General features: G+C 67.7%; 21 protein-coding genes and 4 tRNA genes. 15 read left to right on the top strand and 10 right to left on the bottom strand.

Translation table 11 applies throughout. The features are described 5' to 3' along the window. Window positions 1-7: 7 nt before the first annotated feature. Complete coding sequence (locus ABTU82_RS00530) at window positions 8-583, bottom strand: hypothetical protein (RefSeq protein ID WP_407170960.1); 576 nt, start codon at window positions 581-583, stop codon at window positions 8-10. A gap of 310 nt (window positions 584-893) precedes the next feature. Here ABTU82_RS00530 and ABTU82_RS00525 point away from each other — a divergent pair, with 310 nt between their 5' ends. Next, complete coding sequence (locus tag ABTU82_RS00525; protein ID WP_407170959.1) at window positions 894-2,297, top strand: alanine--tRNA ligase-related protein; 1,404 nt, start codon at window positions 894-896, stop codon at window positions 2,295-2,297. Between the two features lie 62 nt (window positions 2,298-2,359). Here ABTU82_RS00525 and ABTU82_RS00520 read toward each other — a convergent pair whose 3' ends face one another. The 4 genes from ABTU82_RS00520 to ABTU82_RS00505 all read right to left on the bottom strand — a co-directional run bounded on the left by ABTU82_RS00520 (window position 2,360) and on the right by ABTU82_RS00505 (window position 7,570). After that, window positions 2,360-4,498, bottom strand: a complete 2,139-nt coding sequence (locus ABTU82_RS00520) for a 3-hydroxyacyl-CoA dehydrogenase NAD-binding domain-containing protein (protein ID WP_407170957.1) — start codon at window positions 4,496-4,498, stop codon at window positions 2,360-2,362. Next, window positions 4,495-5,712, bottom strand: a complete 1,218-nt coding sequence (locus tag ABTU82_RS00515) for a thiolase family protein (protein WP_407170955.1) — start codon at window positions 5,710-5,712, stop codon at window positions 4,495-4,497. The genes ABTU82_RS00520 and ABTU82_RS00515 overlap by 4 nt, the downstream gene beginning before the upstream one ends. A 72-nt stretch (window positions 5,713-5,784) precedes the next feature. Beyond that, complete coding sequence (locus ABTU82_RS00510; protein WP_116646559.1) at window positions 5,785-6,981, bottom strand: HRDC domain-containing protein; 1,197 nt, start codon at window positions 6,979-6,981, stop codon at window positions 5,785-5,787. Next, on the bottom strand, window positions 6,974-7,570 hold the full coding sequence (locus tag ABTU82_RS00505; protein WP_407170954.1) for a DUF3000 domain-containing protein: 597 nt from the start codon (window positions 7,568-7,570) through the stop codon (window positions 6,974-6,976). The genes ABTU82_RS00510 and ABTU82_RS00505 overlap by 8 nt, the downstream gene beginning before the upstream one ends. Window positions 7,571-7,589: 19 nt before the next feature. Here ABTU82_RS00505 and ABTU82_RS00500 point away from each other — a divergent pair, with 19 nt between their 5' ends. Then, window positions 7,590-8,813, top strand: coding sequence for an alpha/beta hydrolase family protein (locus ABTU82_RS00500; protein ID WP_407170952.1), 1,224 nt, complete (start codon window positions 7,590-7,592; stop codon window positions 8,811-8,813). Here the strand turns inward: ABTU82_RS00500 and ABTU82_RS00495 are convergent. From ABTU82_RS00495 to ABTU82_RS00485, 3 genes are all read right to left on the bottom strand, one after another. Then, on the bottom strand, window positions 8,782-9,492 hold the full coding sequence (locus ABTU82_RS00495; protein WP_407170951.1) for a dihydrofolate reductase family protein: 711 nt from the start codon (window positions 9,490-9,492) through the stop codon (window positions 8,782-8,784). The genes ABTU82_RS00500 and ABTU82_RS00495 overlap by 32 nt on opposite strands. Window positions 9,493-9,494: 2 nt before the next feature. After that, the gene (locus ABTU82_RS00490; protein ID WP_116646563.1) at window positions 9,495-9,941 is read right to left on the bottom strand and encodes a SufE family protein; all 447 of its coding nucleotides are present in this window, start codon (window positions 9,939-9,941) and stop codon (window positions 9,495-9,497) included. Window positions 9,942-10,024: 83 nt separating this feature from the next. Further along, window positions 10,025-10,918 carry a sulfurtransferase gene (locus ABTU82_RS00485; RefSeq protein ID WP_116646564.1) on the bottom strand — a complete coding sequence of 298 codons (894 nt, stop codon included), beginning with the start codon at window positions 10,916-10,918 and terminating at the stop codon, window positions 10,025-10,027. A gap of 122 nt (window positions 10,919-11,040) precedes the next feature. On the opposite strand from ABTU82_RS00485, the gene zapE reads away from it, so the two are divergent. The 3 genes from zapE (at window position 11,041) to ABTU82_RS00470 (ending at window position 14,157) form a co-directional block, all read left to right on the top strand. Beyond that, window positions 11,041-12,075 carry a cell division protein ZapE gene (gene zapE, locus ABTU82_RS00480; RefSeq protein ID WP_407170949.1) on the top strand — a complete coding sequence of 345 codons (1,035 nt, stop codon included), beginning with the start codon at window positions 11,041-11,043 and terminating at the stop codon, window positions 12,073-12,075. Window positions 12,076-12,314: 239 nt separating this feature from the next. Next, complete coding sequence (locus ABTU82_RS00475; RefSeq protein ID WP_407170946.1) at window positions 12,315-13,544, top strand: ammonium transporter; 1,230 nt, start codon at window positions 12,315-12,317, stop codon at window positions 13,542-13,544. A gap of 79 nt (window positions 13,545-13,623) precedes the next feature. Then, window positions 13,624-14,157, top strand: coding sequence for a type II toxin-antitoxin system PemK/MazF family toxin (locus ABTU82_RS00470; RefSeq protein WP_407170944.1), 534 nt, complete (start codon window positions 13,624-13,626; stop codon window positions 14,155-14,157). Between the two features lie 180 nt (window positions 14,158-14,337). Here the strand turns inward: ABTU82_RS00470 and ABTU82_RS00465 are convergent, their stop codons facing one another. After that, window positions 14,338-14,925 (bottom strand): TetR/AcrR family transcriptional regulator, encoded by a 588-nt coding sequence (locus ABTU82_RS00465; RefSeq protein WP_407170942.1) that lies wholly within the window; start codon window positions 14,923-14,925, stop codon window positions 14,338-14,340. Between the two features lie 118 nt (window positions 14,926-15,043). Between ABTU82_RS00465 and ABTU82_RS00460 the strand changes: the two genes are divergently transcribed. Next, window positions 15,044-15,514: an SRPBCC family protein gene (locus ABTU82_RS00460; protein ID WP_165817911.1), complete on the top strand. Its 471-nt coding sequence runs from the start codon at window positions 15,044-15,046 to the stop codon at window positions 15,512-15,514. 345 nt (window positions 15,515-15,859) lie between these two features. Here the strand turns inward: ABTU82_RS00460 and ABTU82_RS00455 are convergent. Next, window positions 15,860-15,935: transfer RNA gene (locus tag ABTU82_RS00455), tRNA-Val, on the bottom strand. A gap of 147 nt (window positions 15,936-16,082) precedes the next feature. Between ABTU82_RS00455 and ABTU82_RS00450 the strand changes: the two genes are divergently transcribed. The 9 genes from ABTU82_RS00450 (at window position 16,083) to ABTU82_RS00410 (ending at window position 20,993) form a co-directional block, all read left to right on the top strand. After that, window positions 16,083-16,154: transfer RNA gene (locus ABTU82_RS00450), tRNA-Gly, on the top strand. A gap of 66 nt (window positions 16,155-16,220) precedes the next feature. After that, window positions 16,221-16,291, top strand: a tRNA-Cys gene (locus tag ABTU82_RS00445). A gap of 27 nt (window positions 16,292-16,318) precedes the next feature. Next, window positions 16,319-16,390, top strand: a tRNA-Val gene (locus ABTU82_RS00440). Between the two features lie 230 nt (window positions 16,391-16,620). Next, a complete protein-coding gene (locus ABTU82_RS00435) occupies window positions 16,621-17,184 on the top strand; it encodes a hypothetical protein (RefSeq protein ID WP_116646569.1) in 564 nt (187 codons plus the stop codon). Beyond that, on the top strand, window positions 17,181-17,939 hold the full coding sequence (locus ABTU82_RS00430; RefSeq protein ID WP_407170940.1) for a glycosyltransferase family 2 protein: 759 nt from the start codon (window positions 17,181-17,183) through the stop codon (window positions 17,937-17,939). The genes ABTU82_RS00435 and ABTU82_RS00430 overlap by 4 nt, the downstream gene beginning before the upstream one ends. A 113-nt stretch (window positions 17,940-18,052) precedes the next feature. After that, on the top strand, window positions 18,053-18,496 hold the full coding sequence (locus ABTU82_RS00425; RefSeq protein WP_346427020.1) for a hypothetical protein: 444 nt from the start codon (window positions 18,053-18,055) through the stop codon (window positions 18,494-18,496). A 9-nt stretch (window positions 18,497-18,505) separates the two neighbouring features. Then, the gene (locus ABTU82_RS00420) at window positions 18,506-18,973 is read left to right on the top strand and encodes a hypothetical protein (RefSeq protein WP_116646571.1); all 468 of its coding nucleotides are present in this window, start codon (window positions 18,506-18,508) and stop codon (window positions 18,971-18,973) included. After that, window positions 18,973-19,923 carry a DUF6545 domain-containing protein gene (locus tag ABTU82_RS00415; RefSeq protein ID WP_407170935.1) on the top strand — a complete coding sequence of 317 codons (951 nt, stop codon included), beginning with the start codon at window positions 18,973-18,975 and terminating at the stop codon, window positions 19,921-19,923. The genes ABTU82_RS00420 and ABTU82_RS00415 overlap by 1 nt, the downstream gene beginning before the upstream one ends. 68 nt (window positions 19,924-19,991) lie before the next feature. Continuing rightward, on the top strand, window positions 19,992-20,993 hold the full coding sequence (locus ABTU82_RS00410) for an alpha/beta hydrolase family protein (RefSeq protein WP_407170932.1): 1,002 nt from the start codon (window positions 19,992-19,994) through the stop codon (window positions 20,991-20,993). Window positions 20,994-21,236 lie beyond the last annotated feature (243 nt).

The raw sequence follows: 21,236 nt of genomic DNA, 5'->3' as shown, positions 1-21,236 counted from the left end.
CGTGTCCTCAGACCGGGAGCGCGCCGTAGGCGAGGGTCACAGTCCAGCCTCCGTGAGAGAGATCGGCGAGCTGGTAGTGCACCCGACGATCGGGGACCCACCCCCTCACGAGCGCCGGGTCGATCGTGACCTCCTCCGGCCGTATCCGGGCGCGCCCGTCAGCGTGCCGCACGGCCTGGACGCGAGTCCAGTGGGTCAGGAGGGCATCGCCGCCAACGCCGGGGAACAGGTGGGAGTGCTGACGCATCTGCTCCAGCTCGTCGTCGGCGGGCCGCGCGGAGCGAAGATCGACTCCCAACGGAACGACACTGTCCGCGGCCACCACGACGGTCGACGACGCGACGGCCGCACTGGTGATCGCCAGGGGAACAACCGCTCCCGCCACTCTCGCCACCAGACGGGTGTGGTACCCGAACTGCGCGGGCGACTCCCGTTCCACCCGCACGTCGTCCTCCTTGACGTGGAGCCGCGCAGCGACGATCTCCCTGGCCAGCTGGCGTTTGCGATCGTGGTCTTCGGCGTGCGGATCGGTTCCGAGCCGCGCGGAGATCCCGTCCGGCGCATTCAACAGAACCGTCTCCATGCCCGTTCTCCCGCCTCCATCGCGCGAGCCACGACGGTGAACTCATCATCGCCGCACCCGGAGCTTCTTCGCCAGGTGCAAAACCACATCTGCCGCGCAGCGCGCAGCCCTGGCAGACTGTGCCCGAGAGTTGAACCGATCGTGGTGGAGGACTCAGGATTCGCACCTGACAGGGCGCCTCATGTGCGCGTCCCCCGAGACCGCTGATCATATCCACAGCGAGGGCCGACGCGCGAGAGGCGACACGACACCGAGGCGCGGACGACGCTGTCCGGCCGGTGGGCCCGGACGACCATGAAGGGTGCGACGCATGACACTGACCGCTGATGAGATCCGCCGCGCGTTCCTCGAATACATGGAAGAGCGAGGGCACGCGATCATCCCGCGCGCCCGGCTGATCCCGCGAGACGACCCGACCACCCTCTTCACCGGCAGCGGCATGCAACCGCTTCTTCCGTACCTGCTGGGCGCGCAGCATCCCGCCGGCGCGCGGCTCGCCGACAGCCAGACCTGTCTGCGCGTCCAGGACATCGAGGAGGTCGGAGACAACAGGCACACCACCTTCTTCGAGATGCTCGGCAACTGGAGCCTGGGGGACTACTTCAAGCAGCAGCAGATTCCGCAGATCTGGGGATTCCTGACGGAGCGCGTGGGCCTGTCGGCCGACCGGATCTTCGTCTCCTGCTTCAGCGGTGACCCCGCCCACGGCATCCCGAGGGACGACGAGTCTGCGGCGATCTGGTCGCGCCTTTTCGAAGAGCGGGGCATCCGCGCCGACCACGTCGTCCTCGGCACCGAGGAGCACGCGGCCGCGGTCGGCACGGGGGGAGCGCGGATCGCCTTCTACAGCAAGAAGAACTGGTGGTGCCGGGGCGGCAGCGCCGCCGACATGCCCGTCGGCGAGCCCGGCGGGCCCGACACCGAGATCTTCTACCTCTTCCCGCAGATCGAGCACGACCCGGCGTTCGGCGAGCACTGCCACCAGAACTGCGACTGCGGGCGCTTCATCGAACTCGGCAACTCGGTGTTCATGGAGTACCAGCGCACGGAGGACGGTTTCGCCCCGCTCCCGCGCCGCAACGTCGACTACGGGGGCGGGCTCGCGCGGATCGCCGCTGCCGCGATGGACAGCCCCGACGTCTTCCGCATCGGACTTCTCTGGCCGATCATCGAGCGACTGCAGGAGCTCTCGGGACAGACGTACGACGATCACACCCACGCCATGCGGGTCATCGCCGATCACCTGCGGGGGGCCACCTTTCTCGCCGTCGACGGAGTGACTCCGAGCAACAAGGCGCAGGGCTACGTCATGCGTAGGCTCATCCGGCGTGCGATCCGCTTCGCTTTCGACCTCGGTCTGGAGGAGAACTTCTTCCCGCAGATCATCCCCACGATCGCCGGCATCTACGAGGAGCACTTCCCCGAGGTCGGCGAGCACACCTTCCACGTGCAACGCATCCTGACGAAAGAGGAGCAGGCGTTCCGCCGAACGCTGCGCAAGGGTCTCCGGCAACTCAACCAGTACTCCCGCACGGGTGTGACGGGTCGCGAGCTGTTCGTGCTCTACGACACGTTCGGCTTCCCCGTGGAGCTGTCGACGGAGGAAGCAGCCCGCAACGCGATCACCGTCAGCGACAATTGGCGCGCGGAGTTCGACGAGCAGATGGCCATCCAGCGCGCTCAATCGCAGCGCGGCACCACCCTGCACGTCTGACGCCCGCCGCACGCACGACGGCCCGCCACCGAGGAGGTGACGGGCCGTCGACGGGGTGAGCCTCAGCTCCCCACGCCTCGCAGCGGCGGGTGATGGAACGTGTCGCCGAACGCGCGCTCGGACGCCCCCTCCCGATCGAGGTAGGCCGAGGCACCGCCGTCGATGAACGGCCACGCGGCGCCGAGGATGAGACCGAGATCGATGTCTTCGACCTCCGGTACGACGCCCTCGTCGAGCATGATCTTGATCTCCTGCGCGAGGCCGTCCTGCACGCGCGCGAGGATCGTGGCTTCGGACGCCGGGGTCGAACCGGTCTCGAGCACCTTCTGAGCGCTCTTGCTCCAGCCCGTGACCTTGCCGTTCTTGTCCTTCTCGATGACCTCCGGCAGCTCCGCCAGCCGGTGGAAGTTCTCCGACGCGAAGAAACGATCGGGGAACGCGCCCGCCATCGTGTCCTGCACGTGGGCGGCGACCTTCCATCCGACCAGATCGATGAGCTGGAACGGCGTCATCGGGAGGCCGAGAGGCGCGAACGCCCGCTCCACGGTGAGCAGGGGAGTGCCCTCGTACACCGCGCGGGCCGCCTCTCCCATGACCTTGGCCAGCAGGCGGTTCACGACGAAGCCGGGTGCGTCGGCGGTGAGGATCGCGTTCTTGCCGAGGTTCTTGGCCACGACGAACGCGGTCGACAGCGCAGCATCCGTCACCGTCGAGGTCTTCACGACCTCGATCAGCGGCATGACGGCGACCGGGTTGAAGAAGTGGAAGCCCACGAGGCGCTCGGGATGGGCGAGCTTCGCGCCGATCTCCTCCACCGACAGCGACGAGGTGTTCGTCGCCAGGATGGCGTCTTCGGCGATGAGCGGCTCGATCTCCGCGAAGACCTGCTGCTTGACCCCGACCTCCTCGAAGACCGCCTCGATGACGAAATCGCAGTCGGAGAACTCGGTCTTGTCGGTGGTGCCGTGCACGAGCGCGCGCAGACGGTTCGCCGCGTCGCCGTCGAGCCGTCCCTTCGCCTCGAGCTTGCCGATCTCGTCGCGGATGTAGGCGAGGCCCTTGTCGACTCGCGCCTGGTCGAGGTCGGTGATGAGCACCGGGACCTGCAGCTTGCGCACGAAGAGCAGCGCGAACTGGCTGGCCATGAGACCCGCCCCGATGATCCCGACCTTGGCGACCTTCTTGGCCAACGCCTTGTCGGGGGCCCCGACCGGTCGCTTGGCCCGCTTCTGGATGAGATCGAAGGAGTACATCGATGCGACGAACTGATCGCCGCTGATGAGGTCGGCCAGTGCTTCGTCCTCGCGGGCGAAGCCCTCGGCCTTCGTGCCGCTCTTGGCCTTGTCGAGGAGTTCGAGCGCGACATACGGAGATCGCGGGACGGTGCCGATGCGGCTCTCCAGCATTCCGCGCGCCATCTTGATCGCGATCGGCCACTTGGTGAGTCGCTCGATCTTGCCCGGCTCGTTCTTGCGATCGACCTTCACCCGCCCGGTCAGCACGCCGTCGGCCCAGCGGAGCGAATCCTCGAGGTAGTTCGACGCGGGGAAGATGGCATCGACCATCCCCAATTCGAAGGCCTGGCGAGGCTTCAGCGTGCGGTTCTGCTTCAGCGGATTCGAGATGACGACCTCGAGTGCGTTCTCGATGCCGATGAGGTTCGGCAGCAGGTAGGCGCCGCCCCAGCCGGGGATGAGCCCGAGGAAGACCTCCGGCAGCGCGATGGCTGCAGCCGATGCATCCACCGTGCGATACGTGGAGTTCAGGGCGATCTCCACGCCGCCGCCCAGCGCGAGGCCGTTCACGAACGCGAACGAGGGGACACCGAGGTCTGAGAGCGAACCCAGCACCTGGTGGCCCCGCTGGGCGATGAGGCGGGCGATGTCTTTCGACGGCAGCTGCGCGACCTGCGAAAGGTCGGCACCGGCCGCGAGGATGTACTGCTTTCCGGTGATGCCGACGGCGTCGATCTCACCGGCGGCCGCGCGCGTCTTCAGCCCGGCGAGCGTCTCGCCGAGCTCCTTCAGCGTGCCGGGGCCGAGCGTGTTCGGACGCGTGTGGTCGCGACCGTTGTCGAGCGTGATGAGCGCCAGCACCTTGCCCGAGGCCAGGCGCACATCGCGCACACGCGAATGCGTGACCACCTCGTCGACGGCGAGGGCGTCGAGCGGGGCGAAGTCGATCTCGTCGTAGTTCGTCATGACCGGCCTCCCTTGCGCTTCTTACCGGTGAAATGAGGGTTCTCCCAGATCACCGTGCCGCCCTGACCGAGACCGACGCACATGGCCGTGAGGCCGTAGCGCACGTCGGGCCGCTCGGCGAAGTGCGCGGCCAGCTGGATCATGAGGCGCACACCGGATGCTGCGAGCGGGTGCCCCAGCGCGATCGCACCGCCCCAGGGGTTGACCCGAGGGTCGTCGTCGGCGATGCCGAAGTGGTCGAGCAGCGAAATCACCTGGATCGCGAACGCCTCGTTGAGCTCGAAGAGCCCGATGTCATCGATCGACAGCCCCGCTTTGCGGAGCGCCTTCTCGGTCGCGGGGATGGGGCCGATGCCCATGATCTCGGGCTCGACGCCGGCGAACGCGAACGACACCATGCGCATCTTCGGGGTGAGCCCGAGCTCCTTCACCGCGTCGCCGCCGGCGAGGAGACTCACGGTCGCCCCATCGGTGAGGGGCGAGGACGTGCCGGCGGTCACGCGACCGTGCGGTCGGAACGGGGTCTTGAGCGAGGCGAGACCCTCCATCGTCGTCTCGGGACGGCGCCCTTCGTCTTCGGTGGCGAGGCCCCAGGCGCCCTCGGCGTCCTTCACCGCCACCGAGACGAGGTCGGGCTGGAACTTGCCCGCCTCGTACGCGGCCTGTGCCTTGTGCTGGCTCAGCATGCCGAACCGGTCGGCGCGTTCCTTCGTGAGGTGGGGGAAACGATCGTGGATGCGCTCCGCGGTGACACCCATGTTGAGGGCACCCGGATCGACGAGCCGCTCGGCGACGAAGCGGGGGTTCGGGTCGGCGTTGGCTCCGATGGGGTGACGCCCCATGTGCTCGACGCCGCCGGCCAGCGCGAGATCGTACTGACCGAAGCCGATCGAGGCGCCCATCGTCGTCACGCTCGTCATAGCGCCCGCGCACATGCGGTCGATCGCCAGGCCGGGAACCGACATCGGGAGCCCGGCGAGGATCGCGGCGGTGCGTCCGAGGGTCAGCCCCTGATCGCCGGTCTGCGAGGTGGCCGCGATCGCCACGTCGTCGATCCGGCCCTTCGGCACCGCGTCATTGCGCTCGAGGAGACCGATGATCGCCTTCACGACCAAGTCGTCCGCGCGGGTGTTCCAATACATTCCTTTTTCGCCCGCGCGCCCGAAAGGGGTGCGCATTCCATCGACGAAGAAGACGTCCGAGAGCTCGGCCACTCTGCCTCCAAAACTAGGGATGACGCCAGCCTAGGGAGGGCGCCGAATCACCTGGAATCGGTTGGGTCGAACCTACGAAGGGTCGGCGGCGACCTCGGCCGGGACGTTGACGGAATCCACAAAGGCATCGGCGATCAACTGTGCAGTCTGCTCAATCTGCCACGGTCGGGCACCGTGCTCCGCGAGGATCGCGCCGATCGATTCCGCGTCGAGCGACGCCGGGGGAGACCATGCGACACGCCGCAGGGTCTCGGGCGTCAGGAGGTTCTCGGTCGGCATGCCGAGCTGCTCCGCGCGTTCCTCGACGACGGGGCGGGCCGCACGCAGGCGTGCGTCGGCCGACGGGTTGCGATCGACCCACGCTCGCGGCGGCGGCAGCGCATCGGAGGGGACGCGGTCGCTCGGAAGCTCCTCGGTCGACCGTCCTTCCTGGATCGCGTTCCACCAGCGGTCGAGCTGCGTGCGACTGGCCCGCCCGTTGAATTCCTTCAGCGCCGCCAGGGCCTGTTTCGAGGGGGGATCGGCGATCACCGCCGCGACGAGTGAGCGATCGGGCACGAGCCGGCCGGGCGAGACGTCCTGTTCGCGGGCGTAGTCCTCCCTGGCCTGCCACAGCGCGCGAGCCACGGCCAGCGACCGACGCCCTCGCACGGTGTGCAAGCCGCTCAGGCGACGCCAAGGGTCCTCCCGCGGCGGCTTCGGCAGACGCCCGAGGACCGCGGCGAACTCTTGTGCCGCGATCTCGGTCTTCTCCTGCTCGACGAGCTGGTCGGCCAGTGCGTCGCGTACGTCGACCAGATGCTCGACATCGAGGGCGGCGTACTCCAGCCACGACTGGGGAAGGGGGCGCGTCGACCAGTCGGCCGCGGAGTGCGCCTTGGCGAGCGTGATGCCGAGCGTCGACTCCACGACCGCGCCGAGACCGACGCGCTCATGACCGAGGATTCGGGCCGCGAGTTCTGTGTCGAAGATCCGCGACGGCTCGAGCGAACGCTCGCGTAGTGACGGCAGATCTTGGCTGGCCGCGTGGAAGACCCATTCCGCATCGCCGATCGCGGCCTGCAGCAGTGTGAAATCCGCGATCGTGGCGGGGTCGAACAGGAAGACTCCGGCTCCTCGGCGGAACACCTGGATCAGATAGGCGCGCTGGGAGTAGCGGAAGCCGGACGCCCGTTCCACGTCGACCGCCACGGGTCCGTCGGCCGAGGCAAGAGCCTCAGCCGCGTCAGCGAGGGCGTCGTCGTCTTCGATCACGACGTATTCAGTCACGGGCTGCCCTCCGGGCTCCGAGCGTAGCAATTCCCTCGGTACCCGGAGGGAGACCTGCCAGCATGCAAACGAGTTCGGCCCACGCCTCCACGTGCGGTCCGAAAGGTCCTTCGGGCGACCATGATGCCCGTAGCTCTATCTGTGCCCCGTCGCCCTGCGCCGCCAGTGATCCGAATCCTTTGGACAGAGTCTTCGTGGCCGTACCCGAGGCGGAGTGGTGGACGGCGCCACGCGACGACAGCGCGTCGACCAGCCACGACCACGCAACGTCGGCAAGGAGCGCGTCTGATCCGATCTCGGGCTCGAGCGGCGCCTGAGCGAAGCAGACGATCCTCCAGGGCGCACCCCATGGATCGGGCTCCTCAGGGTCGTGCAGAAGGATGAACCGACCGATTCCATAGGGCGAGTCCACACCCTCCACATCGGGTCGCACATCAGCCGCGAGCGCCAGCGACTCCGGGGCGAGTCCTGTCGGCGCGGGGATCTCGCGCACGAGCAGATCGTCACGGAACGAGGTCGAACGAAGTTCGTCGACCGCCCGCGCGAACGGCGTCAACGCCTCGGGAAGACGAACATCGGTCACCCGCACAGACTAGAGTGAGGCCGAGATGAACGCGTCCAGGCACGCCGCGCCCGACGGCGGCTTCCGACAGTACGCCGGTGCTCTGCGCACATCGATCGTTCTCTTCGCGATCGCCCTCGGAGCTGTCGCGACGGCCGTCACGGCGATCGCGATCCGCGTCGCACGTCGCGTGGTCACACCCGCTCCGCGCCTGGCAGACACCCGTATCGTCGCCGTGGATGCGCCGGCGCAGACCGTGACGCTGGCGCGCACGCCCGACACCGAGCTCCCCGGCCGGTACGGGCTCTTCACCACGGGCTCGAAGTCCTACGTCAAGCTCGGCCAGGTGCTCTCGTCCGACGCAACGTCGGTCACCCGCAAACTGCTCACCCACGTCGGCGCGGGGGAGCAGCTCGCCCCCGACGCCGCCTTCAGCGGCTGGTACTTCGACAGCCCCGACGACCTCCACGTGCCCTACCGGAGCGAACTCATCGGCAGCTCCGTCGGCCCGTGCCCGGCGTGGGTGTTCCCCGCCGAAGTCGAGACCGACGTCTGGGTGGTGCAGGTGCACGGCCGGGGGACGACCCGCGCAGAGGCGCTGCGCGCCGTTCCTGTCTTCCGCGCGCTCGGCATCACCTCTCTTCTGGTGTCGTACCGCAACGACGGCGAGGCGCCCCGTAGCCGGGCCGGAACCTATGCGCTCGGTGCCACGGAGTGGCGCGACGTCGACGCCGCGATCGGCTACGCACGCCGCGCGGGTGCCCGCCGGGTGATCGTCATGGGCTGGTCGATGGGAGGAGCCGTCGCCCTGCAGGTCGAGCTGTCATCGCCGCACCAGGAACTCCTCGCGGGCCTCATCCTCGAGTCGCCCGTCGTGGACTGGCGGGTGGTGCTCGACTATCAGGGACGGATGCTGCGCCTCCCGACGCCCGTGACGAACCTCGCCATCGGCGCACTCGGTTCCGACTGGGCGACACCGGTGACGCGGGCGGGGCATGCGATCCCGTTCGATCGGCTCGACGGCGTTGCGCGAGCGGGCGAACTGACCCATCCGATCCTCATCCTGCACAGCGACGACGACGGCTTCGTGCCGTCGGACGCCTCCCACGGTCTGGCGGCAGCCCGCCCCGACCTCGTGCACCTCGAGACCTTCTCCGTGGCGCGTCACACGAAACTCTGGAACTACGACCAGGACCGCTGGACGCGCACGATCACCGAGTGGCTGCGCAGTCAGGGCCTCACGAACGAGTCCGCAGCCGAAAGTAGCTGAACGCCGCGTCGTCGACGAGCAACCCCGCGGGCTCCGTGCGGGGCGCGCCGCCCGCCGTCAGCGGGAGGAAAGGGTGCTCGGCTGGTTCGAGCACGGGTGCGATCGTCACGCAGTACTCGTCGATCACTCCCGCCGACGCGAAGCGCCCGGCGAGGGTGGGCCCACCCTCGCAGACGATGCGGGGATACCCCCGGTGCGCGAGGGCGGAAACGATCGCCGACGGATGCAGATCATCGTCGCCGTCGACGGCCACGACCTCCGCGGCAGCGAGACCCGCGCGTTCACGCACAGCATCCGCTCTTCCCGCCGGGCAGACGAGGAGGATCGATGCGCCGTCGTCGTCGAAACGGTGACCGCTGAGGTCTCCCGAGACGGTGACGACCGCGAGTCGCGTCGCCCGCGGAAGCAGGTAGCCCTCGGCGCGCACGGTGGCCGCCCCGACCACGACGGCGTCGGCATGCGCGCGGATGATGCCGAGGATCGCGCGATCGATGCGGCTCGTGAGCGTCTCGCTCGTGCCGTCGTCTCCGGCAGCGGCCCCGGTGATGCTCGTGATCATGTTCAGCCGCACGTACGCGGCGTCGTCGCGGGCGTACACCGACTCGAGCCACGCCCGGCCCTCCGAGCTGGCGGGATCGTGGGAGACCCCGGTTGCCGGGAGCACCTCCGACACGCGCATGATCAGCCGCGCTTCGCGCGCACCTGGCGCTTCGCTCGCATCAGCATCCCGGTCATCCCCGCGATGCGCAGCGGGCTGACCGCGCGCATGAGCCCGATGCTCTGCGGGAAGTCGTCGGGGATGGCGAGAACCTGGTCGGCCGTGAGGCCGCTGATGCCCTGGACGAGGATGCTCGCGAACCCGCGGGTGGTCGGCGCCTCCGCGGGAGCGGTTGCGTGCATCGCCACGATGCCGTCGTCGTCGACGTCGACGACGATGTAGACCGGCGACTGGCATTCCACGACGCGCTCGCACATCTCGGGGTGTCCGTCGTACTCCGGCGGCACCGCCGGCAGCTCCTGCGAATACTCGAGAAGCAGCTGAAGTCGTTCGGGCTCGGCGAGTTCCAGGAACTCGTCGCGGATTTCGGCGAGGGTGTCGGGCAAAGCAGTCTCGGTCACCCTCGTCATCCTTCCACGCCGTCGGGAGACCGGCTCGGTCCCCGAGGCGACTCGGGGACCGGTGGGCACCCGCCCGCCGGTCCCGCCGTCGGTCAGCGGGAGCCGGGCTCGGCGCCCGTCACGATCGGCACGCGCACCGCGCTGCCCCACTCGGTCCAGGACCCGTCGTAGTTGCGCACATCGTCGAACCCGAGCAGGTGCTTCAGCACGAACCAGGTGTGACTCGACCGTTCGCCGATACGGCAGTAGGCCACGATCGGCTCGCCGTCGGTGAGCCCCGCGCCGTCGCGGTAGATCGCATCGAGTTCTGCGCGCGACTTGAATCCGCCGTCTTCGGCAACGGCCTTCGCCCACGGCACGTTCTGCGCCGTCGGGATGTGTCCTGCGCGCAGCGCTCCCTCGTCGGGGTAGGCGGGCGCGGTCGTGCGCTCTCCCGAGTACTCCTCGGGGGAACGGACGTCGATCAGCGGGTGGCCGAGGTGCGACAGCACGTCTTCCTTGTAGGCGCGGATCTTGCTGTCATCGCGCTCGACGACCGGGTAGTCGGTGGTCGTCACGGCGGTTGCGTCGGTCGTGATCGGACGACCCTCGCCGATCCACTTGTCACGCCCGCCGTCGAGCAGTCGGACGTCTTCGTGGCCGAAGAGCGAGAACACCCACAGCGCGTAGGCGGCCCACCAGTTGTTCTTGTCGCCGTAGATGACGACGGTGTCGTCGCGCGAGATGCCCTTGCGGCTCAGGAGCTCGGAGAAACCCGCGCCGTCGACGTAGTCGCGGACGACGGGGTCGTTCAGCTCGGTGTGCCAGTCGATCTTGACGGAACCGGGGATGTGCCCGGTCTCGTAGAGCAGAACGTCTTCGTCGGACTCCACGACGACCAGGCCGGGCTGTCCGAGGCGGGCTTCGAGCCATTCCCCGGTCACGAGTCGGCCGGGCTCGGAGTACTCGGCGAACTTGGACGATGTGGTGTCGAATTCGATGGTCACGGAGGGCTCCTCGGAGTCGGGGCTGCAGTGCGACGGCGTAGGGTGGACACCGCCCTTCCGACCCTATGCGGGCCGTGATACCAGCGCACTCACTGCGTAAGACTGCGACACAGGACGGCCGAATGACCGCTGCATCCGCCACCACCGGCATCGTCCACCTCGCGGACCGCGACCCGGCGGTCTCGGGGACCGACATGGTCGCCTCGCTCGTGCCGCCGCCGCAGTTCGACGGCGCGACCTTCGAGTCCTACCGCGCCGACGCCGCGTATCCCTCACAGGAGGACGCGAAAGAGCGACTCAGCGCGTTCGCGCTGCCCTCAGCATCCGCCCCTCGCGGGGGGTTCTTCCGCCGCGCGAAGAAGGAGCCCGAGACCAAGCCCGGCGTCTACCTCGACGGCGGGTTCGGCGTCGGCAAGACGCACCTGTTGGCGGCGATCTTCCATGCGATGCCGGCCCGCCGGAAGTACTTCGGCTCGTTCATCGAGTACACCGCTCTCGTCGGCGCGCTCGGGTATCAGAAGACCGTCGAACTCTTCCGCGGGTCCGACCTGCTCTGCATCGACGAGTTCGAGCTCGACGATCCGGGCGACACCATGGTGATGACGCGACTGCTCGGCGAGCTCGTCACGTCGGGCACGCGTCTCGCGGCCACCTCGAACACACCGCCCAACGCGCTCGGCGAGGGGCGTTTCGCCGCGCAGGACTTCCTGCGTGAGATCCAGGCCATGTCGGCGAGCTTCGAAACGCTCCGCATCGACGGAACCGACTACCGCCAGCGAGCGATCGACGGCGAGGCGAAGGTGTGGACGGATGCCGCGTACACCGAGGCTCTCAACGAGGCCTCGCTGCGGGGCATCGCCTCGGACGACGCGTTCGACGGCCTGGTTTCCCACCTGGCCCGCGTGCACCCCTCCCGCTATCTGCGGCTGCTCGACGGCGTGGACGCGATCGGACTGCGCGGCGTTCACACGCTCTACGACCAGGCCGCCGCCCTTCGGCTCGTCGCCTTCGTCGACCGCGCCTACGACGCGCAGATCCCCATCCGCGCCACGGGGGAGTCGCTGAGCTCTGTCTTCGGCGACGACATGCTCGCCGGCGGGTACCGCAAGAAGTACCTGCGCGCGGTCTCTCGTCTCGTCGCCCTCACGCACTCCTGACGCCAGGGCGAAGGCCGCTTTCGTCGCTGACGCCAGGGCGAGCATCGCTTTCGTTGAGATCTCGCGGCCGCGCGAAACGCGATGTTTACACGAGCCGGGGTCTTGTAACGCCCGCGAAACACGACCCCGCCGACGTTGGAAACCGCGCGTCGCGAAACTGTTGACGCCCCGCGAGATCGCTACCCGACACAGCGCATGCCGCGGGTCCTCAGTAACACGACACACAGATGAGGAACCTCATGGACAGCGGAAATCTCGCCTGGGCCGTCGCCGCAACGGCGCTCGTGCTCTTTATGACGCCCGGTGTGGCGTTCTTCTACGGCGGTCTGGTCAAGGCCAAGAGCGTCGTCAGCATGATGATGATGAGCTTCGGCGCGCTCGGACTGATCAGCGTGCTCTGGATCCTGTACGGCTTCAACATGAGCGCCGTCGACAGCACCTGGGCTTTCGCAGGAAACCCCTTCGCCGACCTCGGTATGGCCTCGCTCGATGACAACGCCCTCGTCGGAGCCGCCTACGGCGCGACGTTCGCGATCATCACCGTCGCGCTCATCTCGGGTGCGATCGCCGACCGCGCCAAGTTCGGCGCCTGGATGATCTTCGCCGGCATCTGGGCCACCGTGGTCTACTTCCCCGTCGCAGCCTGGGTCTGGGGCGGTGGCTGGATCATGGGCCTCGGTGAGACCTTCGGCTTCGACGTCAGCGTGATCGACTACGCCGGTGGAACCGCGGTGCACATCAACGCCGGTGCCGCCGCTCTCGCGCTCTCGCTCGTCCTCGGACGCCGGGTGCTCTTCCAGAAGGGCGTCCACAAGCCCCACAACGTGCCGCTGGTCATGCTCGGCGCCGCCATCCTGTGGTTCGGCTGGTTCGGCTTCAACGCCGGTGCTGAGGGCACGTTCGGCCTGCTGGGCACCGAGGACTCCTCGGTCGGCCTCATCATCGTCAACACGATCGGTGCGACCGCGGCCGCCATCATCGGTTGGCTCATCGTCGAGAAGCTCAAGGACGGCAAGGCCACGTCGGTCGGCGCCGCATCCGGCGCCGTCGCCGGTCTGGTCGCGATCACCCCCGCGTGCGCGAACCTGACCCCCGGCTGGGCTCTGCTGCTCGGTATCCTCACCGGTGCCGTCTGCGCCCTCGCCATCGAGCTCAAGTGGAAGTGGGGCTTCGACGACTCGCTCGACGTGGTCGGCATCCACCTCGTCGGCGGTCTCATCGGAACCATCTACCTCGGCTTCTTCGCCACCGAGACCGGCCTGTTCGTCGGCGGCAACACCGACCAGCTGGTCGTTCAGGTCATCGCCGCACTCGGCGTGCTGATCTACTCCTTCGTCGTCGCCTTCATCATCGGCTTCGCGATCGAGAAGACCATCGGCTTCCGCGTCAAGAACGAAGACGAGATCGCCGGGATCGACACCACCGTGCACGGTGAGGAGGGCTACGCCCTCATCGAGACCACCCCCTGATCACGACACACCACGGACGGCGTCGCGGGCTTCGGCCTGCGGCGCCGTCCGTGTTTTCGCGCCGGTCTAGGGTGGCGGGGTGAGTTTCCTCCGCCGCCTCGGTTCCGTTCTCGCCCGCGCCCTGCGCCCGAGCGGGGGTGCGCCCGTCTCGAGCTCCGCCCGCGTGACCGGCGTCGACAGCCCCGGGCGGTCGGGACTGACCGCCACGAGGGCGGTGCAGCCGCCGTCGGCCCGAGGGCTGACGATCGCGTACGCGCCGATGCGCGACGGCGACGCGGACGCCGGCGAGATCGTGTGGACCTGGGTGCCGTACGAGGAGAACGACGGACGCGGCAAGGACCGCCCCGTCCTGGTGATCGCGCAGCAGGACGCCGAGCACGTGTACGCCGTGCGCCTCACGAGCACCCCGCACCAGGGCTCACGCGACTTCGTGCCGCTCGGAGCGGGGGAGTGGGACCCGCAGCGGCGCCCCTCGTGGGTGGACATCGAGCAGCTCTACAGCGTTCACGTGCGCGGCCTGCGCCGCGAAGCATCCGCTCTTCCGCGCGATCGCTTCGCCGTCGTCGCCGCGGCCCTGCGCCAGCGCTACGGCTGGCGCGTCTCCGCGCGCTGACCGCGGCCCCTGACCTCGAAACACACCCTGCGGCCGAAACACCACGCCTGGCGGTGTTTCTCGGCCGCAACGGGTGTCTCACCGTCGGATGGATGCTGCGGAGGCAGCGGCCCCGTCAGCGCCCGCGGACCGAGCAAACCCCCGGCGAACGGGGGTGTCGTCGGCCAACGACGAACTCTGCTAACACGAGCTGGCGAAACTCGCCCCGGTCAGCAAAAGGTCGGCGAGCTCTTTTGCGCGCCCGTCGTCGAGAGGGGGGCCGCCGAAGATCACGCCAAGATGGACCGATCCGACCAGGGCTTGCATGAGCAGCTCAGGATTTGTCGACGGTCGAATCTCGTCTCGGGACGCTGCTCGCTCGAGCATCACGCTGTTGTCACCGAGACGGTGGAGCCAGAATTTCGCGCGCGCCGTTGCACCATCCGCAGTGGCGGCAGTCAGTGCGATGCGTAGCAGGGCGCCGCCGATCGGTGACCGCAAAAAGGCGTCTAGCGACTGGGCCAGGGCCGCGAGGTCGCCGTGGAGCGAACCGGTGTCAGGTTCGGGGACGCCGTCCGCGGTCTGCTCCTGGGCCGTCTCGAGTAGCAGCGCTTCCTTCGTCACCCACCTGCGATAAATCGACGTCTCGTGCACGCCCGCCCGTGCGGCAACCGCGGCGATAGTCACATGGTCCGCACCGGCGGTGGTCAGTTCAGCTGCAGTCGCGTCGAGGACCGCTCTGCGGACTGCTTCGCCACGGCGGCGCGGCGGGCTTTGCTCGGTCGGCATGTTCTCGATACTACGCAGGTCAAGTTGCGATAAGCACAACGGCGAACTATCGTCACACTTATCGCAAGACTCCTTGCGTTATTGGAGCGGCTCGCGCCTCAACGAACGGAACGACCGGATGTCCGAACTTCTCAACTGGCCGCCTGAATTCCATCCCGACCGCGCCCCGGTTTTTGCGCACAACGAAATCGTCACGGCGCGCCCGGCACCCGACCTCTGGCCGGCACTGATTCGGGCTGCTGAATGGCCGGAGTGGTACGCCCACGCCAGCGATGTGAGGGGGATCGGGCCTGGAGAAGACCTCTTCCTCGGTGCAACATTCAGCTGGAAGACCCTCGGCGTGCGGGTCACCACCACGGTGACCGAACTTGTTCCCCATCGAGCGCTCGCGTGGAGAGGCACCGCCCGCGGTTCGCGGGGATACCACCGCTGGGTGCTCCACCCGACCGCGGACGGCGGCTGCCGAATCGTGACCGAAGAAGTGCAGGTAGGCCCAATTCCAACGATGCTGGCCGCCCGGCTGCGAAAAAACCTCGCGGTCTATCACCAGGAGTGGCTCGAAGGACTCGTAGCTCACGGCGAGGCCTAACGAGAATCGACGATAAGCGGGACGAGGTTGTCAGCTCCGAATCGGGCGTCGCGGCCGGTGTCCGTATGGGATCGGGTAGCGGGCACAATGACCTTCGGTCCGCGACTACGGGGAGGGCGCTTCTCGTCTCTGGGGACGGGTGATGGTGTCCGGCCGCTGCCGCGTTCCCGGCATCACTCTCGATGACGCGGCGATCGGAGCGCTCCTGACGACCATGTGCACGCCGACCGGGGTCGCGGCGACGACCCCCAGGACACCGTCCCACGCATTGCGCACACAACCGGACTGAGCGGGCAAAGAGAGAGGCCCAGACCACGCGACTTCCGCGTGATTCCGGGCCTCTATTGGTGGGCGATGCGGGACTTGAACCCACGACCTCTTCCGTGTGAAGGAAGCGCGCTACCAGCTGCGCCAATCGCCCTGACGCCCCGAAGGGCTTCATCGATCGTACCCGATCCGCGGGCGTCCCACGGACGCCGGCGGGCTCGACACGCGGATGGCGTCTCGGTTTGTCGCTGCGCTCGGAATGGGCTAAAGTCGTACGAGTGCCCGGGGCAACCAGGGACACGCGGATGTAGCGCAGTGGTAGCGCATCACCTTGCCAAGGTGAGGGTCGCGAGTTCGAATCTCGTCATCCGCTCGAGTGCGAGGTCGTCATACGGAGTGATCCGGAAGGCGACCACGACACGTGGGCCGAACCCCACGCGGTGGCGTGGCCGAGCGGCTAGGCACCGGCCTGCAAAGCCGTTTACACGGGTTCGAATCCCGTCGCCACCTCGACGACAACTGAATAGCCCAATTCGGGCGCGATTGGCGCAGCGGTAGCGCGCTTCCCTGACACGGAAGAGGTCACTGGTTCGATCCCAGTATCGCGCACAGACAAACCCCCGGGAAACCGGGGGTTTTTTCGTGTCTCCAGACGGCCGCGCAATATCTGGGCAATACGCTCCGGCAATAGTGCGCTCAAAAATTCTCATGTGTAGAACGTGATCCTGATCGACGAGAAGCAACGACTCCCTCGCGAACCCGCGCATGCGTATCCGCTGACGGATCCTGCGCTAACCTCTCACTGACTTGACGACCCGGGGGGGGCCATGGACGAAGGAATGGCAGTCGCACTGGCGGCGATTGTGGCGGTTCTCGCTCAGTCCGTCTTCCTACTGATCGAGCTGCGTCGCGGACGCGCTGAGCGCGAGGCAGTCACGACAGCTTCCGCAAGATTGGTGCGCGACCAGATATCGGGTGACATGGAAGCACTGCACCAGGCCATTACCCGCCGGGAATGGTGGACGGCGGAGCTCGACTGCGAACAGACACTTGAAGAAGATGACCGCCGCCGTCTCGCTGCCAACGTCAACGCGGAAACTCTCCGCCGCTCATTCGGATCCCTCAGACGCTTCCGCCAACTGAGAATGGCACGCCAGCGGGCCATCAATGAGGGCGGTGTAACCCTTACTCATGACCAGTTGGTCGAAGTGGTCGCGGTCTTCCTGGATTTAGCTACAGCGCGCAGAATGCTAGCGCCGTACACAGGGTACGGATCGGCCCCTTTCGGGCGCCCACTGGATCTGCCGCCGGACATCCTTCACGACGCTCTCGACGCCGTGGGTCTTCCCAGCGCGAACGGCCTCTACACCCCCAGGACGACGATCAGTGAGCCATCAGAGTGACGACGGTCACAGTACTCACCCCTTGTCTGCCGTCGAAGGCCGATCATCTCGAAGCGTGCGCGAACAGCGTTCAGCGAGCAAAAGATGCGCTTCCTGCCCTGGACATCGAATGGGTGCTCGTTTTCGACGGCCCCGGAGAGGCTTTGGCGCCCCCCGTTGCTGACACCGTTTTGCGGGTCCCTCACCAGCGTGGAGTAGCCGCCGCTCGAAACTATGGGCTTGGCGCGTCTGCAGGCTCTGTGGTCATTCCGTTGGATTCTGACGATGAGATCGACCCCTCGGGGCTCGAACGTGCGGTTGCGCTGCTGGAGTCGGAGGCAGACCTGGGTTGGATCGCATGCAATCGACTTCTCACGACTGGCGAGCGCACCTTCCACTGGCACGGCGACCGAGCCTGGGAACCGGGGCAAGTTGCAGCCGAGTGGTCAGCGCCCATGCAATTTCACGCGAACACTCTCGTCCTACGAACCAGTCTGATCACTCAGATTGGCGGCTGGCCCGCTCTCGGCGCCTGCGAGGATCTTTTTCTCGCACTACGCCTCGGTGAAATCAGCCGCGGCGCTAGCATCTCTGATGTTTTGGTGCACTATCGCGCCTGGCCCGGGCAAGCGACCCGTGCCGCGTCGTTCCGAACAGAGCAGTCGCTCGCTTACGACTTCATCGAGCGCAGCATCAACGACGCCCGTCGATTGTCTATGAGGCACCCGATTCAGAGCCCGAGGCCGCTAGGAGGCCTCGGATCAGTGCCGGTGTGACCCGCGTACGGTGTGTGCCGGCGGGTGTTTCCGCGGTCCGTGTTCGCGGCGACGCACCCGCATAGCCGGTCGATGTCAGGAAAGCAGCGGTGAGCGGCGGGTACGCTGGGCCCGTGTCGGTGAAGGAACCTGAGGAGCAGCATCAGTCTGCGACCGAGCTGCTCGCCAACCGACTGCGCACGCTCATGGATGTCGTCGAGGCGCGCACCGGGGAAGAGGTCACCTTCACCGCCATCTCCGACTACCTCTCCGGGCGCGGCGTCACTCTGAGCCGGTCGCGGTGGTCGTACATCCTCAACGGGCACCGCCGCATCGACGACGTGGCATTGTTGGATGCGCTGTCCGACTTCTTCGACACGCCCCACGGATATCTCCGCGGAGAGGCCGGGACCCCCGAGCCGATCACCGCACAGCTCGATCTCGTGCGTGCGATGCGCGCGGCCAAGGTGCGCTCTTTCGCCGCACGGACGCTCGGAGACCTGTCACCGGAGACCCTGAGCGCCATCACCACCTACCTGGATAAGGAAGCAGCGCGCGTCCCCGGACCGCAGAGCTGAGGACATCCCATGCGAGCTTGGATCGAAGAAGGCCGACCGCACCTGCCCGTCGACATCGAGCCGGGCATCACACTCGCCGAGCTGACGCACCGCGTCCAGGTCGCCAGAGCCAGACCGTTGCGGATCGACGAACTCCCCGCGCTCTCCGACAGCGACGGCGCGCTCTGCGGTCTCTGGCTCGCCACCGACGACCTCGACATCATCCTCCACGCCCCCAGCGAGTCGAGGCTGCACCGCGAGCAGTTCATCCTTCACGAACTCGCGCACATGCTGCTCCTTCACGACCGGGTCGACGACAAGGCCGAGTACGTCACGAGAAGCGTCCTCCCCGACATGGAGCCCGCCACCGTCATCAAGGCGCTCGCCCGAGACAGCATCAACGACGAATACGAGCGACGCGCCGAACGCCTCGCCGACGTCATCGCCACGTACATTCGCAGCCAGCCCGTGTCGCGGTTCTCGGAGATCTTCGGCTGATGGTCGAACTCACCGTCAGCGCCCTCATGTGGGCGCTCGTCGTCGTCCTCGTCGTCTTTCGTCGCGCCCGGAAAGAACGGTCGGTGCTGTACGCGGCCGTCACCATCGCCGTCACCATGATGCTCAACGACGACGACCTCTACGTGCTCGTAGACGGATGGTTCGGCGCCCGCGACATCGTGCACCTCTTCAGCGCCATCATCCTCATGGTCGGCGTGCATTTCCTCGCCCAGGGGATCTCCCGCGCTGGCGCGCCGCGATATCTTCGCGGCATCCCCGCGCTGATCGTGCTGTGGGCCGCCATCGTCGTCACCACGGTCGCGTTCTTCCTCGTGCCGCATCGAGGCGGAACCAGCGAGAGCTTCATGCGCGAATACGGCGACTACCCGGCGGCCGCGGTCTACTCCTGCGCGCAGTACGTCTACTTCCTGGTCGTCTTCAGCGCGCTGCTCCTGACCGCTGTGGCGGCCATCCGCCACAGCACCCTGACGAGAGAGCGGGTCGCGGGCGCGCTCCTGCTCGTCGGGTCGCTCTGCACGATGGCGCTGTCCGTGACCGTCATCGGCATGAGCACCGCTCAACTCATCGGCGGGCTCCCCGCGGCCGAGCCGTGGCGCCCCGCCTACTACACCCTTCAGGTCGGCACCTTCCTCTTCCTCACCGCCGGGCTGGCGTCGGCGCCGATCGCCCGATGGACGGGGCAATCGCGACGAGAGCGCGATGTGCGGCGGTACCTCGACCGCATCACCCCGCTCTGGCAGGAGGCGATCGAGGCTCGAGCGTCACTCCACCTCGAGACCGCCGAGGTGGACTCGACACATCGGCTCCACCGCCGCATCGTGGAGATCCGCGACGCCGCCATGGACGGCCGTAATCACTTCGCCCTCACCGTCGACGACCGCCGACTGCTCGCCGAGGCGGAGGACCGGCTCGGCGCCGGCGCGATGTGAGCCTCGGATTCGCGATCGCGCGGCGTCTCACCGCGCCGGCGCGTCCTCGGCGTCACCCCCTGACCGTCATGCCATCGGCGCCCGGCCACATCACGGTGCCGGCCACGGAATCGACCACGCGGGCGGGGGAGTGGGGCGTCTTCCTCGACAACGGTGAGCACCTGCGCGTCTCGGGCGTCCCGAGACGCAACGGACAGACCGTGACATGGCGTATCGACGGGCACGGCAGCCCTCTGTCGGGAGGCATGCGCGCGGCGTGGAGCGGCATCGTCGCGGTCGACCCCGCATCCGAAGGGCGCACCCACGTCGACCACGCGGTCCCCACGCGGGGAGGCAGCGTGCCCACGTGGTACTTCGACAGCGCACCGGGAGACGAGCGTCGACGATGGGCCGTCCACATCTTCGGGCTCGGGTCGACCCGAGCGGGCGCCCTGCGCAGCGTCGACATCGCCTCGGATGAGGGGATTCCGTCTGTCGTTCCCGCCTACCGCAACACCCTGGAGGGTCCGACGGTGGGCGGTGGGCGGCACCACCTCGGCGCGACGGAGGTGGACGACGTCGCAGATGTGCTCGAGGCGCTGTCGGTGACAGGGGAGGAGAGGTTCGTACTCTTCGGGTGGTCGATGGGCGCGCAGATCGCCTTGCAGCTTGCCGACAGCGCCACCTGGGGTTCTCGGGTCGACCGCCTGGTACTCGATTCTCCCGTGCTCGACTGGAGGAGTGTGCTCGAGGCGAATGTCGCGCGCGCGAACCTTCCGCCCAGACTGGGCCGTCTCGCCATCCCTTGGCTCGAGGGTCGTCGACGCGCTCAGGCCGTGGGGCTGTCGTCACCGGTGGATCTCGACCGGCTGAACTGGGTGCGCCATGCCGGGCGCATCACCCAGCCCGTGCTCATCCATCACGGATCGAGCGACGACTCTGTGCCCCTCACGGACTCCAGGACCTTCGCGGAGCGCGCACCCCGCGCCCGTCTGGTTTCGTCTGACGGCGGCCACACGACCGGGTGGAATACCGGGCCTGCCGCCTACATCGCATCCACCGCCCGCTTTCTCAGAGCCTCCTACGCCTGAGCTGCGCCGCCCGCGGCACGATCGCGTCGCGTGTTGGACATGTCCAACGCACGCCGTTAGGGTCGAAGTCGGGGGAAGCCCGAGGTATGCGACGGGGCTATCTCGGACGAACAGTGGAGGGGGCCGCCAGCGTGGGGCTTGCGATAAGGCCATTGTTCATTTGTCGGTCCGCTCCGCCCGGGGGGAGCGTGGGCGGACCGACATACCCCGCTCGCCCGCGTCGCGAGTACGCACTCGACATCC

The organism is Microbacterium deferens (assembly GCF_045517775.1).
GTDB lineage: Bacteria > Actinomycetota > Actinomycetes > Actinomycetales > Microbacteriaceae > Microbacterium.
Note: the sequence above shows the minus strand (reverse complement) of the source record. Positions and strands in the feature narration are given on the sequence as shown.

Excerpts from the sequence above, each read along its gene's own strand:
- ABTU82_RS00435 (WP_116646569.1), top strand. The coding sequence starts at position 16,621 with ATGGCAGTCGCACTGGCGGCGATTGTGGCGGTTCTCGCTCAGTCCGTC.
- ABTU82_RS00495 (WP_407170951.1), bottom strand. The coding sequence starts at position 9,492 with ATGCGCGTGTCGGAGGTGCTCCCGGCAACCGGGGTCTCCCACGATCCC.
- ABTU82_RS00415 (WP_407170935.1), top strand. The coding sequence starts at position 18,973 with ATGGTCGAACTCACCGTCAGCGCCCTCATGTGGGCGCTCGTCGTCGTC.
- ABTU82_RS00410 (WP_407170932.1), top strand. The coding sequence starts at position 19,992 with ATGCCATCGGCGCCCGGCCACATCACGGTGCCGGCCACGGAATCGACC.
- ABTU82_RS00525 (WP_407170959.1), top strand. The coding sequence starts at position 894 with ATGACACTGACCGCTGATGAGATCCGCCGCGCGTTCCTCGAATACATG.
- ABTU82_RS00530 (WP_407170960.1), bottom strand. The coding sequence starts at position 583 with ATGGAGACGGTTCTGTTGAATGCGCCGGACGGGATCTCCGCGCGGCTC.
- ABTU82_RS00490 (WP_116646563.1), bottom strand. The coding sequence starts at position 9,941 with ATGACGAGGGTGACCGAGACTGCTTTGCCCGACACCCTCGCCGAAATC.
- ABTU82_RS00465 (WP_407170942.1), bottom strand. The coding sequence starts at position 14,925 with ATGCCGACCGAGCAAAGCCCGCCGCGCCGCCGTGGCGAAGCAGTCCGC.
- ABTU82_RS00520 (WP_407170957.1), bottom strand. The coding sequence starts at position 4,498 with ATGACGAACTACGACGAGATCGACTTCGCCCCGCTCGACGCCCTCGCC.
- zapE (WP_407170949.1), top strand. The coding sequence starts at position 11,041 with ATGACCGCTGCATCCGCCACCACCGGCATCGTCCACCTCGCGGACCGC.
- ABTU82_RS00420 (WP_116646571.1), top strand. The coding sequence starts at position 18,506 with ATGCGAGCTTGGATCGAAGAAGGCCGACCGCACCTGCCCGTCGACATC.
- ABTU82_RS00475 (WP_407170946.1), top strand. The coding sequence starts at position 12,315 with ATGGACAGCGGAAATCTCGCCTGGGCCGTCGCCGCAACGGCGCTCGTG.
- ABTU82_RS00460 (WP_165817911.1), top strand. The coding sequence starts at position 15,044 with ATGTCCGAACTTCTCAACTGGCCGCCTGAATTCCATCCCGACCGCGCC.
- ABTU82_RS00500 (WP_407170952.1), top strand. The coding sequence starts at position 7,590 with ATGAACGCGTCCAGGCACGCCGCGCCCGACGGCGGCTTCCGACAGTAC.